This is a genomic window from Streptomyces sp. NPDC002055 (assembly GCF_040296705.1).
In the GTDB taxonomy this organism is placed as follows: domain Bacteria; phylum Actinomycetota; class Actinomycetes; order Streptomycetales; family Streptomycetaceae; genus Streptomyces.
Window position 1 is genome coordinate 133753 of the sequence record NZ_JBEOXS010000015.1, and the last position, 16653, is coordinate 150405.

Genomic DNA, 16653 nt, shown 5'->3' on the forward strand with positions numbered 1-16653 from the left:
CGGCGGTCAGGGGCGGCGGGCGCTCAGCACACAGGCGGTGGCCGTCGCCGCGGCCGCCAGGACGGCGGAGGCGGCGAGCGGCAGCCAGGGCAGGGTCACGGTGCCCGTCAGCGATCCGGTGACGAGCCCGGTGACCGCCGCGTTCGCCGGCGATCCGCCGATGACGAGGACGAGCAGGGCGGCGAGCGCGGTGGCCGGCACGGCACGGCCGGTGCTGTGCAGCAGCGGGCGGTTGCACAGGGCTCCGACGGCCGTGCCCAGCAGGGCGCAGACCAGCGCCCCGAGGAATCCGGCCGCGGCGGCGGGCAGCACGGGCACCCTCACCTGACGGTCCGCGCTGTGGGGATCGCTGATCACGGCCACCAGCAGGGTCGTCACGGCCGCCAGGCCGACCGCCGCGAGCAGGGCGACGAGCACGGCGGCCAGGTGCACCCGGGCGGCCCCGGCAGCGGCGGCGGCGCAATGCCGCGCCGCTGCGGGCTCGTTCGTGGCGCAGACCCGGACCAGCCAGGCGGTGACGGGGAGCAGCGCCGCCGCGGCGTAGCCGAGGGAGTCCAGCACCGGCTGCCCCGCCTGCACCGAGACGACCAGGAACGCCGCGTACAGCAGCACCGGCGGCAGCCAGCGCTGGGACCGCAGGAGCAGCGCGGCCTGGTAGCGGACGAGGGCGGTCACAGGGCCTCCGTTTCGGGGCCGGCGGCCGGCCGGGCGTCCGGTTCCGGGCCGGGCCGGGTATCCGTTTCCGGGCCGCCCGCCGGCCGGGCGTCCGGTTCCGGGTCGGGGGCTGACCATGCGTCCGGACTCCTATCCGGGCCAGCGGCCGGCAGCACATCGGTCTCCGGGCCCGGGCCCGGGCCGGCGGTCCCGGTTCCGGTTCCGGTTCCGGTGCCTGGCCCGGTGCCCGGCCCGGCCGGGGTCACCGCGTGCACGTGCCAGGGCGGTTCGGCGGTGAGCAGGGCGCGGAGCAGGGCGTCGGAGTGCGCGGCGGCGACGGTGAGCCGGGTGGTCCCCGACGGCGTGGGCTCCGCGGCCGGGAGGCCGGGCAGTCCGGCCGGCGGTTCGGCTCCGGGCGGGCCCTCGGCCTCGATCCGGACCCGCGGGCCGTCCTCCTCGTCGGTGCCGGAGCGGCGCCGTACCGGGACCAGGCCGCCGTCCTCGACCCGGTGGGCCGCGTCGGTGGCGCCCGCGAGGCGGCGCGGGTCGTGGTCCACGAAGACCACGGTGCCGCCGTCGGCGACGCGTTCGGCCACGGCCCGGTCGAGGACGCCGCGGGCCTGCTGGTCCAGGCCGGTCCAGGCCTCGTCGAGGACGAGCAGGCCGGGGCCGGCCATCAGGGCCTGCGCCACCGCCACCTTCTGGCTGGTGCCCTTGGACAGCTCGGCGAGCGGGGTGCGGGCGTGCCCGTCGGCGCCGAAGCGGGTCAGCCAGGTGTCGGCGGACCGGGCGGCCGCCTCTCCGCGCAGCCCGTGCACCCGGCCGAGGTGGGTGAGGTAACCGAGGGTGTCGAAGGGCAGCCCGCCGGGGAACCGTTCGGGGACGTACGCGGTGCGCGGCCGTCCGGCGATCCGCCCGGCGCTGGGGGTGTCGATGCCGGCGAGGAGCCGCAGCAGCGTGGACTTGCCGCTGCCGTTGCCGCCCTCGACGCGCACCAGGGTGCCCGGGGCCAGGTCGAGGTCGACGCCGCGGAGCACCCAGGGGCCGCCGAGCCCGTAGCGGCGGCCGACACCGCGCAGCTCCACGTCAGTTGCCGGTCTTCCGCTCGGGCACGGCCTCGCTGGGCCGGACGATGACGAAGCCCTCGCCGTCGAGCCGGAGCTGCACCGCCTCGCCCGAACCGCCGCGCAGCATCGAGCCGAAGCTCTGCGAACGGTGCAGCGAGGTCTGCAGCGCGGAGCTCCAGCCGACGACCGCGTCGGTGTCGACGCACACCGGGGCCTGCGGGGACACGGGTATGACGATGGGTTCACCCTCGCAGACGATGCCGAGTTTGCCCTGGCCGCTGAACTGGCTGTTGAAGAGGCCGCCGCCGGTCATCCCGGCGCCCTTGAGCACCTTGATCTCGTAGGAGAGGGAGGAGTCGAAGCAGAGCACGTTCCGGCCGTTGACGGTGAGGCTGTCGCCGGGGGTGAGATCGACGATGAAGCAGCTCGCGGCCTCGTGGGCGAACCAGGCCTCGCCCTGGCCCCGGACGGCCATCAGGGCCAGACCCTCGCCGGTGACGGCGCGTTTGAGGAAGTTCCCCATGCCCTGACTGCGCCGCTCGAACTGGAGATCCCCGCGGAACGCGACCATCGCACCCTGACGCGCGTAGCACTCGCCGTGCACGGCGTACTTGATCGATTTGGAGTTCTGCAGGGTCATGCCGGGCGCGGTGGCCGGCTCGGCCATGTTCCGGGAGGCGAAGAGATCGCTGTGCATGGCGGCATGTTCCCCCGGAACAATCTGCTCCGCCAACACCCTCCGGAGCCGCCGCGCCCGCTGCTGTCAGACTGGACGGGTGACGAACGCCGACACCAGCCCCAGCAGCACCGCCCCCTGCGCCGGTTCCGGCCCCGGTCCGTTCCGGGCCGGGACGACCGAGCGGGACGCGGCGCCGCAGTTCGTCCTGCCGCTGGTGGTCCGGCTGGAACGCGCCGCTCCCCCGGCGCGTACGGACGCCTTGGAGACGGCGGCCCGCGCGGTGCTCACCCTGCTGTCCGACGAGCGCGCGACGGACGAGGACGGCGCGTGGTCCGAGGCCGTGCGGGACTGACAGGACGCGCGGATCCGCAAGGTGGTGCGGCGGGCGCGCGGCGCGGAGTGGCGGCGCGCGGAGGGTCTGCCGGGCATCACCGTGACCGGGGCGTCCGCGGAGGTGCGGGTCTTCCCGCCGGTTCCGCTCGACGGCTGGCCGAAGGAGCTCGTCAAGCTCCAGGTCTCCGGCACCGAACTGGACGACCCCGAGCCGCCCGCGGCACCGGAGACGGCCGGACCGGTGCTGTGGCTCAACCCCGCGGTGACGATGTCGGCCGGCAAGGCGATGGCCCAGGCGGGCCACGGCGCCCAGCTGGCCTGGTGGCGGCTGTCGGCCGCGGACCGGGATGCCTGGCGGGCGGCGGACTTCGCCCTGCGGGTGCGCACCCCGGACCCGGCCCACTGGGAACGGCTCACCGCGGCCGGCCTGCCCGTCGTCCGGGACGCGGGCTTCACCGAGATCGCGCCCGGCTCGGCCACGGTCATCGCGGACCATCCGGCGCTGCGGACCGGCTGACCCCCGCCCCGTCCTCCAGCGCGGGAGCACAACTCCCGCGGCCCGTCCGGCTACCCATCGGTATTCCTTCGGAGCGCATTGAACGCGCGGCGGGCGCGCTGCGTACTCATCCGTGCCACCCGCACACCATCACGCCCCGGGCCACTCCCCCCACGGCCCGCCGTCCCCAGCCCGTCGAGGGAGGTCACCGCGTCGAGAGATGCCCCTGAAGTCCAGCCCGTGCCGTACGGCCCCGGCTCAGCCGCTCGACGCCGCTCGACCGTCCGCTCGGTCGGCGCTCGGCTGACCGAACTCGACCCGCTTCGGCCGCAGATCCGGCCGGCCCGGCATCTGTGCCGAGTGCACCCCCGTGTGCCGCCCCTGCAGGAGACACCTTGCGACACATCAACGCGACCAAGCTGATCATCGTGGCGCTCGTCGCGACGCTCAGCGCCCTGATCTATCCCGTGTGGTCCTATGCCGACCGGGCGGGGCCCGGAACGAACAACCCGTCCATCGACAGCGTGGACACCAAGTGGGGCCCGCTGTCCGCCGTCGACCGGGACTTCCTGGTCAAGGTGCGGCTGGCCGGACTGTGGGAGCTCCCGGCGGGGCAGCAGGCGATGGAGCGCGCGCCCACGAAGGCGATCAAGGATGCCGGGGACCACCTGATCGTCGGGCACACGGACCTCGACAAGCGCGTCCGCGACATCTCGGCGAAGCTCGGGGTCGAGCTGCCGAACCAGCCGAACGCGCAGCAGCAGGGCTGGCTGAAGGAGCTCTCGGACGCGCAGGGCACGGAGTACCAGCGGAAGTTCGCCATGCTCCTGCGGTCCGCGCACGGCAAGATCTTCGGCGCGATAGGCAACATCCGGAACACCACCCGCAACACGCTCGTGCGGCAGATGGCCGACGACGCCAATGCGACGGTCCTCGACCACATCACCATGCTGGAGCGCACCGGCATGGTCGACTTCGACGCGATCGTGAACGATGTGGCCACCGCTCCCCCGGCGCAGCCGACCGGCCCGCCGCCGCCCAGCTCGACCAACATCCCCGCCCCGATCCCGGTCGTCCCGGGCGACGGTGTGAAGACGACGTCCAAGCCGTCCGCCGCGCCGACGGGCGAGCCCGCCCCGGGCTCCACCTCGGAGCCGCAGCTCGGCACGGGGACCGACCCCGGCGGATCCGGCGTGGAGCCGGGCGGATCCGGCGTCGAGCCGGGCGGACCCGATACGACCTCCGGGGGCTACTGAGCCCCGGGGAGGGACCTGACCCCGACGGGCCCGGGGCCCGGCTGCGGCCGGCGCCCCGGGCCGGTCGCACGCGCCGAACCTCAAATCAACCTCTGAACCACGGCGCCGCGGGGTTCGGCCCGGCATGCGGGGGCCATCACACGGGCACCTGTGGACAGCACGCGAGGGAGGGGGCGAACGATGGAGCGCCTGGGTACGGGCATCGGATGGCGGCCCGAGATCGCCGGGACCGTGGCGGAACTGCCGGGTCTGGACTGGGTCGAGGTCGTGGCCGAGAACATCTGCCCGGGCCACCTCCCCGAGCCGCTGCAGCGGCTGCGCGAGCGCGGCACCACGATCGTCCCGCACGGGGTGTCGCTGGGGCTCGGCGGCGCCGACCGGCCGGACCCCGGCCGGCTCGCCGCACTCGCCGAGCGGGCCCAGGCCCTGGGAGCGCCGCTGGTCACCGAACACATCGCGTTCGTCCGGGCGGGCGGCCCGCTGACCGCCTCGCCGGAGCTGGAGGCGGGCCACCTGCTGCCGGTGCCGCGCACCCGCGAGGCCCTGGACGTCCTCTGCGAGAACGTGCGCATCGCGCAGGACGCGCTGCCCGTGCCGCTCGCCCTGGAGAACATCGCCGCGCTGATCGCCTGGCCGGGCGAGGAGCTGACGGAGGGGCAGTTCCTCTCCGAGCTGGTGGAACGGACGGGCGTACGGCTCCTCATCGATGTCGCGAACCTCCACACCAACCGCGTCAACCGGGGCGAGGACCCGGCGGCGGCGCTGGACGGGCTGCCGGTCGACGCCATCGCCTACGTGCATGTGGCGGGCGGCGTGGAGAAGGACGGGGTGTGGCACGACAGCCACGCCCATCCGGTGACGGAGCCGGTGCTGGAGGTGCTGGCCGACCTCTGCTCCCGCACCGACCCGCCCGGCGTCCTGCTGGAACGGGACGAGGACTTCCCGCCGCCCGGGGAGCTCGCGGCCGAACTCGACACCATCCGGGGAGTGGTGGCCCGCTCCGCGGACGGGCGCACCACGACGGCGGGCCGGACGGCCTCCCCGGCACCGGTGCCCGCCCTCGCGGAACGGGCCGCCGCCCCGCATGCCACCGGCCCGGCCGAACCGGCCGTCCCCTCCGGAGAGAGCCCCCGGCCCGGCGACGCCGACCCGGCCGGCGAAGGCACCCCGCCCGAGGGCGCCGCTCCGTCCGAGGCCGCCGGCTCGGCCGAGCCGCTCCCGCCGGAGCCGGTCGACGCCGCCTCGCTCCCCGACGGCGAGGCCGCGGCGGCCGGTGACGCCGCCCGGCAGCGGCTGGCGCTCGCCCAGACCGCCCTGCTCTCCGCCCTGGTGGCGGGCACCCCCGCGCCCGAGGGCTTCGACCACGGGCGGCTGCGGGTCCAGAGCCGTGCCCTCCGCGCCAAGCGCGCCGATGTCGTCGCCAAGGTCGCCCCCGAACTGCCGGACCTGCTCGGCAGCGGCTACCGGCCGGCGTTCCTGCGGTATGCCCGGACCCGCCCGATGTCCGGCGGCTACCGCCGGGACGCCCTGGACTTCGCGGAGCACCTGCTGCACCGCCCCGGCTCCGGGCACGCGCCGGACCCCGCGGTGCGGCGGCGGCTGGAGGCCTGGTGGCGCGAGCGCTCCGGCCCCGCGCCGCTGCCGCGCGGCCGTCTCGCCCGCCTGCTCGCCGGGATGCGCCGGACGCACTGACCGGGTGGGGACGCCGACGGACCGCCCCCTGCGGCGGTCTCCCGGGACCACTCGGCATCGCGCCCCATCGCAGCGGCCGCACGGCCGCACGGCCGCACGTCCCGCGTCCCGCGTCCCGTCACGCCGTCCGCACGGCGACGCGCCCCTGCGCAACCATCCGCACGGCCCGCGCCCCGCCCCCACTACGCCGTCCACACGGCCCCGCGCCACCCCTGCTGGGCCGGTCGGGCGGTTCCGCCCCGACACGCGGAACGGTCCTTTACTTCGGCATTTTCCCCACTGATCATCCCTTGTCATATTTCTTCGTATGAGGGGATGACCCTGTGAGAGCAGCAGTGCTGTACGGCACCCTCGGGTCGCTGGTCCTGACCGCAGTCGTCGCCACTCCTGCCGGAAGCCTCTCCCCGCCACCCGGTGGCACGCCCGGTGACACCGCCGAGGCGCGGGGCACCGCCGTCGCCGTGCAGCGCGCCACGGCCACGGGGGTCCGCTTCGGGCGCTGCCACCGCACCGAGGACCTGCCGAGCCCCGCGCAGTGCGGCACCGTCTCGGTGCCGCTGGACTACGCCGAGCCGGACGGCCGGAAGATCTCCCTCACCGTCAGCCGTACCCGGGCCGCCGGCACCCGGGCGGAGCGCCAGGGCGCGCTGCTGTTCAACCCCGGGGGCCCGGGGGCCTCCGGAATGGCGTTCCCGCTGTACGCGGCGCTCCCCGAGTGGAAGTCCGTGGCCAGGTCCTATGACCTGGTGGGCTACGCACCGCGCGGCGTCGGCCGTTCCGCGGCGGTCTCCTGCCAGGACTCCGCGGAGCAGGCCAAGGCGCCCACGAACCTGCCGCTCCACCCGTCCGAGGAGTACAAGCAGGTCCGCCGGGCCAGGGCGGAGGCGTACGCCCACGGCTGCTCCTCCCGGATGAGCACATCGCTGCGGCACTACACCTCGCTCAACAACGCCCGCGACCTCGAAGTGATCCGCGCGGCGCTCGGCGAGCAGAAACTCACCTTCTACGGCGCCTCCTACGGCACGTACATGGGCTCGCTCTACGCCACGCTGTTCCCCGGCAAGGTGCGGCGGATGGTCCTCGACAGCGCGGTCAACCCCGACCCGAAGCAGATCTGGTACCAGGCCAACCTGGACCAGTCGCTCGCCTTCGAGAGCCGCTGGGCCGACTGGCGCCGCTGGGTCGCCAAGCACGACTCCGTCTTCCACCTGGGCACAACCCAGCAGGCGGTGCTGGCCTCCTACGAGAAGGCACGCGCCAAGGTGGAACGCGAGCCGGCCGGCGGGGTGGTGGGGTCGGAGCAGCTGCAGGCGGCGTTCCTGAAGGTCGGCTACTACGACGCGTACTGGCCTCGCCGCGCCCAGGCCCTGTCGCAGTACCTCCAGGGCAAGCCGAAGCAGCTCGTCGACCAGGCCCGGCCGCGCCCGGAGGACGCCGTCGAGGACGAGAACGCGCTCGCCGTCTACACGGCGGTGGAGTGCAACGACGCGCCCTGGCCCACCAGCTGGGCCACCTGGGACCGGGACAACACCCTGCTGGCCCGGTCGGCTCCGTTCGAGACCTGGGACAACGCCTGGATGAACCTGCCGTGCGCGTACTGGCAGGAGCCCCGGCAGCAGGCCCTCGACGTCCGCACCACCGCGGGCGCGCTGCCCCCGGTGCTGATCCTCGCCGCCGAGCGGGACGCCGCCACCCCGTACGCGGGGGCGCTGGAGCTCCAGCGCAGGCTGGCCGGATCGTCGCTGGTCACCGAGCGCCGGGCGGGGACGCACGGCATCGCGCAGGGCGAGAACGCCTGTGTGAACCGGCACTTCGAGGAGTACCTGCTGCGCGGCCGTACCCCGGGCGCGAAGGCGTACTGCGGGCCGCACGCCGAGCCCGACCCGCGTGAGCACCAGGTGCCGGAGCGCCAACTGCGCGCGGTGCCCCGCCCCGGCATCTGACCGGCGCGCGCCTCGAACGGGCGCTCATCGTGCCCGGTGAGGCCGTGCGGTCCGGGCGGGCACCGTGCAAGGGCCCCTGGGGGAGGGCGGATCCGGCTTCGGGACCGGATCCGCCCTTCGTCAGGCCGGAGGCGTCAGGCCAGCCCCGCCACGAGATCGGCGACGGCCTTGCGCCGTCCGGTGTAGAACGGCACCTCCTCGCGCACGTGCCGCCGGGCCTCGGACGCCCGGAGGTGCCGCATCAGGTCGACGATGCGGTACAGCTCGTCCGCCTCGAAGGCGAGGATCCACTCGTAGTCGCCGAGCGAGAAGGACGCGACGGTGTTGGCCCGGACGTCCGGGAAGCCGCGGGCCATCTTGCCGTGGTCGGCGAGCATCGCACGCCGCTCCTCGTCGGGCAGCAGGTACCAGTCGTAGGAGCGGACGAAGGGGTAGACGCTCACGTAGTCCCGGGCGACCTCGTCGGCGAGGAAGGCCGGGATGTGCGACTTGTTGAACTCGGCGGGGCGGTGCAGCGCCATGTTCGACCACACCGGCTCCAGCGCGCGGCCCAGCTTCGTGCGGCGGAAGAGGTTGTAGGCGTCCTGCAGGGCGTCGGAGGTCTCCGAGTGCCACCAGATCATGACGTCGGCGTCGGCCCGGAGGCCGGAGACGTCGTAGGTGCCGCGCACGGTGACGTCCTTCGCGGCGAGCTGCTCGAACAGCTCCTCCACCTCGGAGGCGTATCCGGACCGGTCCTCCGGCAGCACGTCGCGGAGCTTGAACACCGACCAGAGCGTGTAGCGGATGACCTCGTTGAGGTCCTTGGCCTTCTTGCCGGCGTTCGGGCCCTTGCCGGTTTCGGGAGTCTGAGCAGCTGCAGTCATGCTGCCCATTCTCGCTCCCCGCCGAGGGTGCCCGGCGCCAGGGGTGGCCCGGCGGCACGCTCCGCTGCCGTCGGCCCCGAGGAGCTATCCGCGCAGGCCGGCCAGCACCTCGTCGGCCGCGGTCCGGGCGCTCGCGACGCACGCGGGGATGCCGACGCCGTCGTAGGCCGCGCCGCACACCCGCAGGCGGGGCAGCTTCGCCACCTCCTCGCGGATACGGGCCACGCGGCCGAGGTGGCCGACGGGGTACTGCGGCAGCCCGTCCGTCCAGCGGGTGACGCGGGTGGCGACGGGCCGGGCGGTGAGGCCGACGGCGTCCCGCAGGTCGTCGCGGGACACCTGGACGAGGCCGGCGTCGTCGCGTCCGAGCACCGCCTCGTCGCTGAACCGTCCGACGGAGGTGCGCAGCAGGAAGAGCCCCGGGTCGGCGTCCTCGCCGTCGGTGTGCCAGCTCCACTTGCGGCTGGAGAAGGTGGATGCCTTGATCGTGCGGCCGTCGACCGGCGGCACGAGGAAGCCGCTGCGCTCGGGCAGCCCGGTGACGTCCGCGGCGCGGAACGCCAGGGTCACCAGGGCCACCGAGGCGTAGTCGACGGCGGACAGCTCGGCGGCGGCGGCCGGGGAGTCGCCGGCGAGCAGCCGGGCGGCGGCGGGGGCGGGCACCGCGAGGACCACCGCGTCGGCCTCCAGGGGCCGGCCGCCGGCGACGACGGTCCAGCCGGTGCCGTGGCGCAGCAGCTTCTCCACGCCGGCGCCGAGCAGGATCTCGCCGCCGGCCGCCCGGACGGCGTCGGCGGTGGCGAGGGGCAGCCGGCCGATGCCGCCGTCGATGCCCATGAAGACCGGGCCGGTCTGCTGCCGGGCGGCGGCCCGGGCCTGGATGTCGCGGACGCCCTCGGTGAGCGAGGGGTGGGTGCGCGCGGCCTCGAAGAGCTGCGGCACGGCGGCCCGCATCGAGATCCGGTAGGCGTCTCCGGCGTACACCCCGCCGAGGAGCGGTTCGACGAGCCGGTCGACGACCTCCCGGCCGAGGCGGGCGGCCACGTACGCGCCGACGGCGACGTCCTCGCCGACCTCGGTGGGCGGCAGTCCGGGCTCCCCGGCGATCCGGTCGAGCGCCTCCGGGGAGAGGACGCCTGACGCGGCCAGCGGCGCCGGGTCGGCGGGCACGCCCATCACATGACCGGTGGGCATGGGACGCAGCTCGCCGCGGGTCCACAGCGAGGCAGAGGTGGTGGCGGGCGGCCGGAGGTGGGCCCCGAGGCCGACCTCGCGGGCCAGGTCGACGCCTTCCGGGCGCCGGGCCAGCATCGACTCCGCGCCGAGGTCGACCGGCGCGCCCTCGATCCGGTCCGCCCACAGCTTGCCGCCGAGCCGGTCGGAAGCCTCCAGGACGGTCACCCGTGCTCCGGCTCCGGTCAGCCGGTGCGCGGCGGCCAGCCCCGCGATTCCGCCTCCGACGACAACGACATGGGCCGTACGCGCGTCCGCCTCGTTCATGGGCTCAACTCTCTCAGACCGGGCGTCGCTTCCCGCCCCGGGCCCCGGCCGCGCGGGCCGACCGGTAGCACTCCCCGGCCGGACGCGACCGCGCCGTCCGCGACCGCGCCGTCCGCAGAAACAGGCGGCCGGAAGGGGCCCTGCCGGGACCGGCCCGCACGTAGCGTGGTCGGCACCGGACGGCGGAGGGAGCACGGGCGATGGCGGCGCAGCGGCTGGTGGTGATCGGCGGGGACGCGGCGGGCATGGCAGCGGCGTCCGCGGCCCGCAGGCTGAAGGGCCCCGGCGAGCTGGAGATCATCGCCTTCGAGCGCGGCCGGTACACCTCGTACTCCGCCTGCGGCATCCCCTACTGGGCCGCCGGTGACGTCGACGGGCCGGACGCCCTGGTGGCCCGCACCGCCACCGAGCACCGCCGGCGCGGCATCGGACTGCGGCTGCGGACCGAGGTCACCGAGATCGACCCCGACCGGCAGCGGGTGCGGGTGCGGGACCTGGACGCGGACGACGGCGAGCGCTGGGAGGGGTACGACCGGCTGGTCGTGGCCACCGGCGCCCGGCCGGTCCGGCCGGACCTGCCCGGTTTCGACGCGGACGGGGTGCACGGGGTGCAGACGCTCGACGACGGCCGGGCGCTCGTCGACGCCCTCGGCGGGCGGGGCGCGGGGCTGCGCGCGGTCGTCGTGGGGGCGGGGTACATCGGGGTGGAGATGGCCGAGGCGCTGGTCCGGCGGGGCTGCGAGGTCACCGTGCTGGAGCGGGCGGGCCAACCCATGGCGACGCTCGATCCGGACATGGGGCGGCTGGTGCACGACGCCATGTGCGGGCTGGGCATCGAGACGGTCACCGGCGCCGAGGTCACCGGGATCCGCACCACGGACGCGGGGCGGGTGGCGGCGGTGCTGACGCAGGGGGCGGAGTACCCGGCGGACCTCGTGGTGCTGGGGCTGGGCGTCCGCCCCGAGACCTCGCTCGCCCGCGGCGCCGGGCTGCCGCTCGGCGACTCCGGGGGCCTGCTCACCGACCTGGCGATGCGGGTGCGGGGCCGGGAGGACATCTGGGCGGGCGGCGACTGCGTCGAGGTGCTGGACCTCGTCTCGGGCCGCACCCGGCACATCCCCCTCGGGACGCACGCCAACAAGCACGGCCAGGTCATCGGCACCAATGCGGGCGGCGGCTATGCGACGTTCCCGGGGGTGGTGGGCACGGCGGTCAGCAAGGTGTGCGATCTGGAGATCGCCCGCACCGGGCTGCTGGAGGCGGAGGCGACCGCCGCCGGGCTGCGGTACGTGACGGTCACCGTCGAGTCGACGAGCCGGGCCGGCTACTACCCGGGCGCCCGGCCGATGACGGTGAAGATGCTGGCCGAGCGCCGCACCGGCCGCCTGCTGGGCCTGCAGATCGTGGGGCGCGAGGGCGCGGGCAAGCGGGTCGACATCGCCGCGGTGGCGCTCACCGCCGGGATGACCGTCGAGGCGATGACCGCCCTCGACCTGGGCTACGCGCCGCCCTTCTCACCCGTGTGGGACCCGGTGCTGGTGGCGGCCCGCAAGGCGTCGGCCGCGGTGGCGCGGGACAGCCGGGGCGAGGGGCTGGGCGAGGGGTAGGCGGCGGGACGGAACGGCTCACGGCCCCGGCGGGACGGAGCGGCTACGGCCCCGCCAGGCCCGGGATCTGCGGAATCCCGCCCTCCCCGCTGTCCCGGGGCACTCGCCCGTACCGTGATAATCGCCCCCATGCCCGAACTCACCCGGACCGTGACCGAGTCCCCGCCGAGTCCGTCCCTGCGCGACCGCGCCACCGCCTCGCTGCGCGCCGCCGCGCCCGCACTGCTCGCGTACGCCGGAGCCCGCGCGGTGGGGCTGATCGTCCTGGGCATCTCCGCGTCGGTCGCCGGGAAGAGCCCGCACACGCTGCTCAGCGCCCGCTGGGACTCCCTCTGGTACGCCCGGGTGGCGACCGGGGGCTACGGCTACGAGGTGCACCTGCCGAACGGCGACGTCCACTCGAACCTCGCCTTCTTCCCGCTGATGCCCGCCCTGGAGCGGGCGATCTCCACCCTCTCCCCGCTGAGCGTGCCGGACGCGGGGCTGCTGGTGAGCTGGACCGCCTCGCTGTTCGCCGCCTGGGGGATCTACGCCACGGGCGCGCTGCTGCACGGCCGCCGGGCGGGGCTGATCCTCGCGGTGCTGTGGGGGGCGTACCCGACGGCGTTCGTGCAGTCGATGGCCTACACCGAGACGCTGTTCACCGCGCTGGCCGCCTGGGCGGTGTACGCGGTGCTGACCCGGCGCTGGGTCTGGGCGGGCGGCCTCGCGGTGCTCGCCGGGCTGACCCGGCCGTCGGCGGCGGCGGTGGTCGCGGCGGTGTGGATACCGGCGGCGGTCGTCCTCTTCCAGGCCTGGCGCGCCGGCGCCCGCCCCGGCCGGATGCTGCGCGAGCACGGCCGGATGCTGCTCGGGGTGCTGCTGGCGCCGCTGGGCTGGCTGGCCTACGTGCTCTATGTGGCGGTGCGCAACGGCAGCCTGTTCGCCTACTTCGAGGTGCAGGGCCAGTGGGGCAACGGCTTCGACGGCGGCGTGGCGCTCGCCGGATTCGTCTGGCACCACCTCACCACGAACCTCCTCGCGGGGCTGGGGCTGTGCGCCGCGCTGGCGCTGCTGGGGTGGCTGCTGTGGCTCTGCGTCCGGCAGCGGATGCCGCTGCCGCTGCTGGTGTACACGGCGGCGATGGTGTTCGTGTCCCTGGTCGGGGCGGGCTACTTCGGCTCGCGGCCGCGCCTGATGATGCCCGCGTTCCCCCTGCTGCTGCCCCCGGCGGTGGCCCTGCTGAAGCTGCGCCCGGCACGCACCGCCGTGGTGCTGGGCGCGGCGGTGCTCGCCTCGGCGGCGTACGGGGCCTTCACCCTGCTGGGCTCGGGCCCGCCCTGACCTGCCGGAACGACACCACGAGAACCGGGCGGGGACGGCGCACTGTGCCGTTCCCGCCCGGTTCTCGTTGCCGGCGGCTCTTGCCCCACGCCGCCGCCCCTGCGGGAGGCGCCGGACCGGAGCCGGCCGGCCTGCTCTAGCGCGCCGTCTCGGTGTGGACGTACTCCACGAGCCGGGTGAGCGCGTCCGGGTCCGTGCTGGGGAGCACGCCGTGGCCCAGGTTGAAGATGTGGCCGGGCAGGTCGCGGGCGGCGTCCAGCACCTCGCGGGCCTTGGCCTCCACGGCGCCGCGCGGCGCGAACAGCACGGCCGGGTCGAGGTTGCCCTGCAGCGCCTTGCCGGGGACCCGGCGGGCGGCCTCGTCCATCGGGACCCGCCAGTCGACGCCCACCACGTCCGCGCCGGCCTCGCTCATGAGGCCGAGCAGCTCGCCGGTGCCGACGCCGAAGTGGATGCGCGGCACGCCGTACCCGGCGACCGCGTCGAACACCTTGGCCGAGGCGGGGAGGACCGAGCCGCGGTAGTCGACCGGGGCGAGCGCGCCGGCCCAGGAGTCGAAGAGCTGCACCGCGGAGGCGCCCGCCTCGATCTGCACCTTCAGGAAGGCGGAGGTGATGTCGGCGAGCCGGTCGAGCAGGTCGGCCCAGAGCTCCGGGTCGCCGTACATCATGGCCTTGGTGTGCTCGTGGTTGCGGGACGGGCCGCCCTCGACGAGGTAGCTGGCGAGGGTGAACGGCGCCCCGGCGAAGCCGATCAGCGGGGTGGACCCGAGCTCGCCGGTGAGCATGCCGACGGCCTCGGCGACGTACCGCACATCGTCCGGCTCCAGCGGACGCAGCCGCTCCAGGTCGGCGCGGGTCCGCACGGGCTGGGCGACGACCGGGCCCACGCCCGGCTTGATGTCGAGGTCGATCCCGATGGCCTTGAGCGGGACGACGATGTCGCTGAAGAAGATCGCCGCGTCGACCTTGTGCCGCCGGACCGGCTGCAGGGTGATCTCGGTGACGAGGTCGGGGCGCATGCACGAGTCGAGCATCGGGATGCCCTCGCGCAGCTTGAGGTACTCGGGCAGCGAGCGCCCGGCCTGCCGCATGAACCACACCGGCGTGTGGGACACCGGTTCGCGGCGGCACGCCTTCAGGAACACCGACTCGGCTACGGCTGTGCTGGTCTGCTGCTGGCCCGTCGGGCGTTCAATGGCACTCACGCACCAAATCTTCGCACGCGCCCGCCAAGAGGGTGCCGCCTCCCGGGTGTCCCTACGCGTCCCCGGCTCCCGTTCCGCCTAGTCTTCCCCGCATGGCTGCGGCTCAGGGACACCTTGCGGACGGTGCTGACAACACGGACGGGGACGAGGCCCCGCTGCCGTTCCGGCAGGCGGTCGAGGCGCTGCGCACAGCCCGGCTCCGGCCCGAGATGGAGATCGAACCGGCGCGTCCGCCGCAGCGGCTCGCCCCGTTCACCTACGCCCTGGAGGCGGCGGTCGTCCAGGACGACCAGGACCTCTCCGACGGGCGGCTCGTCCTGCTGCACGACCCGAAGGGCCACGACGCCTGGAAGGGCACCTTCCGGCTGGTGACGCTCGTCCGGGCGGAGCTGGAGCCGGAGATGGCGGCCGACCCGCTGCTCCCCGAGGTCTGCTGGTCGTGGCTGACCGGCGCGTTCGAGGCGCGGGGGGTCGACTACAAGGAGCCGAGCGGCACCGTCACGCTGGCCGGCTCGCACTACTTCGGGGGGCTCGCGAACCGGGCCCCGGCCACCCAGATCGAGATCCGCGCCTCGTGGACGCCGCGCGAGGGCAAGGGGGGCGTGCCGGACACCGGGGCCCACCTGGCCGCCTGGTGCGAGCTGCTGTGCCAGATCGCGGGCCTGCCGCCCGCAGGCGGCTCGGACGGGGCCGTGGTCACCCTGCCGCAGCGACGGGGCCCGCAGCCGCCCCACTGACCCACTCCCCGCAGGGCCCACGGCGGCGGGCCGGGCAGCGCCGGAGCCGTGGCACGCGCGGCGTACGAACGGGCGTGCGCCGCGCTGGACGCCACTCCGCCACAACCGGCCGCGGCCTGCCGCCGACCGCACCGGCGGCTCACCACCCCCGCCGGAAGACCGCCCCGCCCCGCACACACCGCCCCGCACGCACCGGCGCGCGTGGCCGCCCGCTCCGGAGCCGCCGCACCGCGCTCCGCATGCCGCGCGCCCGCGCCCCGCACCCGCTCCCCGCGCTGGTGCGGCCCCCGCGCGCGGCTCCCGTCCGGCGCCGGGCAGGCCGGCTCGCCCACCGCGCCCCTGACGATCGATCACGCATCCGAATTGCCCGAATTGTTACTCACCAAATCGTGATCATTGACTAAAGCTGCCCGGATTTGCTGCCGAAGGAACCTGTGACCCTTCCCGCATGGATCGCCCCGACTTCCCCTGGGCCGGCCCACGTCCCACCACTCCCCCTCAGGAGGCCTGGTGTCCGTTCTTCTCGAGCAGCCCGCAAGCCTGGTCGCCTACCGCCCGAACAAGCCGACGGCCATGGTCGTCGTCGCCGACCCCCGTGTCCGCTCCACCGTCACCCGCCACCTGTGGGCGCTCGGCGTGCGTGATGTCATCGAGGCGTCGTCGATCGCGGAGGCCCGCCCCAGAGTCGGCAACCCCCGCGACATCTGCGTCGCCGATGTCCATCTGCCCGACGGCTCGGGGCTGACCCTGCTGTCCGAGACCCGCGCCGCGGGCTGGCCGAACGGTCTGGCCCTCTCCGCCGCCGACGACATCGGCGCGGTACGCAACGCGCTCGCGGGCGGCGTCAAGGGGTACGTCGTCACCGGCACCCGCACCAACCTGGGCATCCCCGGGCGGCCCGGTGCCGTGCCGGTCGGCGCGGCGGCGGCCCGGATGCAGCGCCGCCCCCCGGGCGCCCCCGGGCACCCCGGCGGCTACCGGGAGCTGTCCGGCCGGGAGGTCGAGGTCCTGCGGCTGGTTGCGGAGGGCCAGTCCAACAAGGCCATCGGCGTCTCCATGGGCCTGTCCGCGCTGACCGTGAAGAGCCACCTCGCCCGGATCGCCCGCAAGCTCGGCACCGGGGACCGGGCCGGCATGGTGGCGGTCGCACTCCGGACCGGCATCATTCACTGACCGACACCGCACAGGCGCCCGCCGACGGAACCGGCTACGCGCTTTGGGTCGGCAGACAGGTGTCGATGGCCTCGGCGACAAGGGCGGCTCCGCGGCTGTTCTGGTGGATGTGATCGGTCG

The 16653-nt window shown here is 75.2% G+C and carries 12 protein-coding genes and 3 pseudogenes; 8 read left to right on the plus strand and 7 right to left on the minus strand.

The window, feature by feature from the left end:
* Positions 1-6: 6 nt before the first annotated feature.
* Genes ABT112_RS12300 through ABT112_RS12310 form a run of 3 tightly spaced genes read right to left on the minus strand, consistent with a single transcriptional unit; the run spans position 7 to position 2418 of the window.
* Positions 7-675: an ABC transporter gene (locus ABT112_RS12300; RefSeq protein WP_351508440.1), complete on the minus strand. Its 669-nt coding sequence runs from the start codon at positions 673-675 to the stop codon at positions 7-9.
* A complete protein-coding gene (locus ABT112_RS12305; protein WP_351508443.1) occupies positions 672-1739 on the minus strand; it encodes an ATP-binding cassette domain-containing protein in 1068 nt (355 codons plus the stop codon). The genes ABT112_RS12300 and ABT112_RS12305 overlap by 4 nt, the downstream gene beginning before the upstream one ends.
* Before the next feature lies 1 nt (position 1740).
* Complete coding sequence (locus ABT112_RS12310) at positions 1741-2418, minus strand: AIM24 family protein (protein ID WP_351508445.1); 678 nt, start codon at positions 2416-2418, stop codon at positions 1741-1743.
* On the opposite strand from ABT112_RS12310, the pseudogene ABT112_RS12315 reads away from it, so the two are divergent.
* The 4 genes and pseudogenes from ABT112_RS12315 (at position 2387) to ABT112_RS12330 (ending at position 8120) form a co-directional block, all read left to right on the plus strand.
* Positions 2387-3250: pseudogene (locus tag ABT112_RS12315) on the plus strand (peptidyl-tRNA hydrolase). The gene ABT112_RS12310 and the pseudogene ABT112_RS12315 sit on opposite strands and share 32 nt — an antisense overlap.
* Positions 3251-3624: 374 nt before the next feature.
* Entirely contained in the window at positions 3625-4485 is an 861-nt protein-coding gene (locus ABT112_RS12320; RefSeq protein WP_351508447.1) for a DUF4142 domain-containing protein, read from the plus strand.
* A 180-nt stretch (positions 4486-4665) separates the two neighbouring features.
* Complete coding sequence (locus ABT112_RS12325; protein ID WP_351508449.1) at positions 4666-6177, plus strand: MbnB/TglH/ChrH family RiPP precursor modification enzyme; 1512 nt, start codon at positions 4666-4668, stop codon at positions 6175-6177.
* Positions 6178-6500: 323 nt separating this feature from the next.
* Complete coding sequence (locus ABT112_RS12330; protein WP_351508451.1) at positions 6501-8120, plus strand: alpha/beta hydrolase; 1620 nt, start codon at positions 6501-6503, stop codon at positions 8118-8120.
* 134 nt (positions 8121-8254) lie between these two features.
* Here ABT112_RS12330 and hemQ read toward each other — a convergent pair whose 3' ends face one another.
* On the minus strand, positions 8255-8986 hold the full coding sequence (gene hemQ / locus ABT112_RS12335) for a hydrogen peroxide-dependent heme synthase (protein WP_351508454.1): 732 nt from the start codon (positions 8984-8986) through the stop codon (positions 8255-8257).
* An 84-nt stretch (positions 8987-9070) separates the two neighbouring features.
* Positions 9071-10504, minus strand: a pseudogene (hemG, locus tag ABT112_RS12340) (protoporphyrinogen oxidase); the annotation flags it as partial.
* Positions 10505-10686: 182 nt separating this feature from the next.
* Between hemG and ABT112_RS12345 the strand changes: the two are divergent.
* Together ABT112_RS12345 and ABT112_RS12350 are read left to right on the plus strand one after the other, a co-directional pair.
* A complete protein-coding gene (locus ABT112_RS12345) occupies positions 10687-12093 on the plus strand; it encodes an FAD-dependent oxidoreductase (protein WP_351508458.1) in 1407 nt (468 codons plus the stop codon).
* A 129-nt stretch (positions 12094-12222) separates the two neighbouring features.
* Positions 12223-13416 (plus strand): putative hexosyltransferase, encoded by a 1194-nt coding sequence (locus tag ABT112_RS12350; protein WP_351508460.1) that lies wholly within the window; start codon positions 12223-12225, stop codon positions 13414-13416.
* Positions 13417-13552: 136 nt separating this feature from the next.
* Here ABT112_RS12350 and hemE read toward each other — a convergent pair whose 3' ends face one another.
* Entirely contained in the window at positions 13553-14623 is a 1071-nt protein-coding gene (hemE, locus tag ABT112_RS12355) for a uroporphyrinogen decarboxylase (protein WP_351508462.1), read from the minus strand.
* A gap of 92 nt (positions 14624-14715) precedes the next feature.
* Here hemE and ABT112_RS12360 point away from each other — a divergent pair, with 92 nt between their 5' ends.
* Positions 14716-15360, plus strand: coding sequence for a DUF3000 domain-containing protein (locus tag ABT112_RS12360; RefSeq protein WP_351508465.1), 645 nt, complete (start codon positions 14716-14718; stop codon positions 15358-15360).
* A 510-nt stretch (positions 15361-15870) separates the two neighbouring features.
* A complete protein-coding gene (locus ABT112_RS12365; protein WP_351508467.1) occupies positions 15871-16533 on the plus strand; it encodes a LuxR C-terminal-related transcriptional regulator in 663 nt (220 codons plus the stop codon).
* Positions 16534-16567: 34 nt separating this feature from the next.
* Here the strand turns inward: ABT112_RS12365 and ABT112_RS12370 are convergent.
* Positions 16568-16653 (minus strand): annotated as a pseudogene (locus ABT112_RS12370) (SGNH/GDSL hydrolase family protein); the annotation flags it as partial.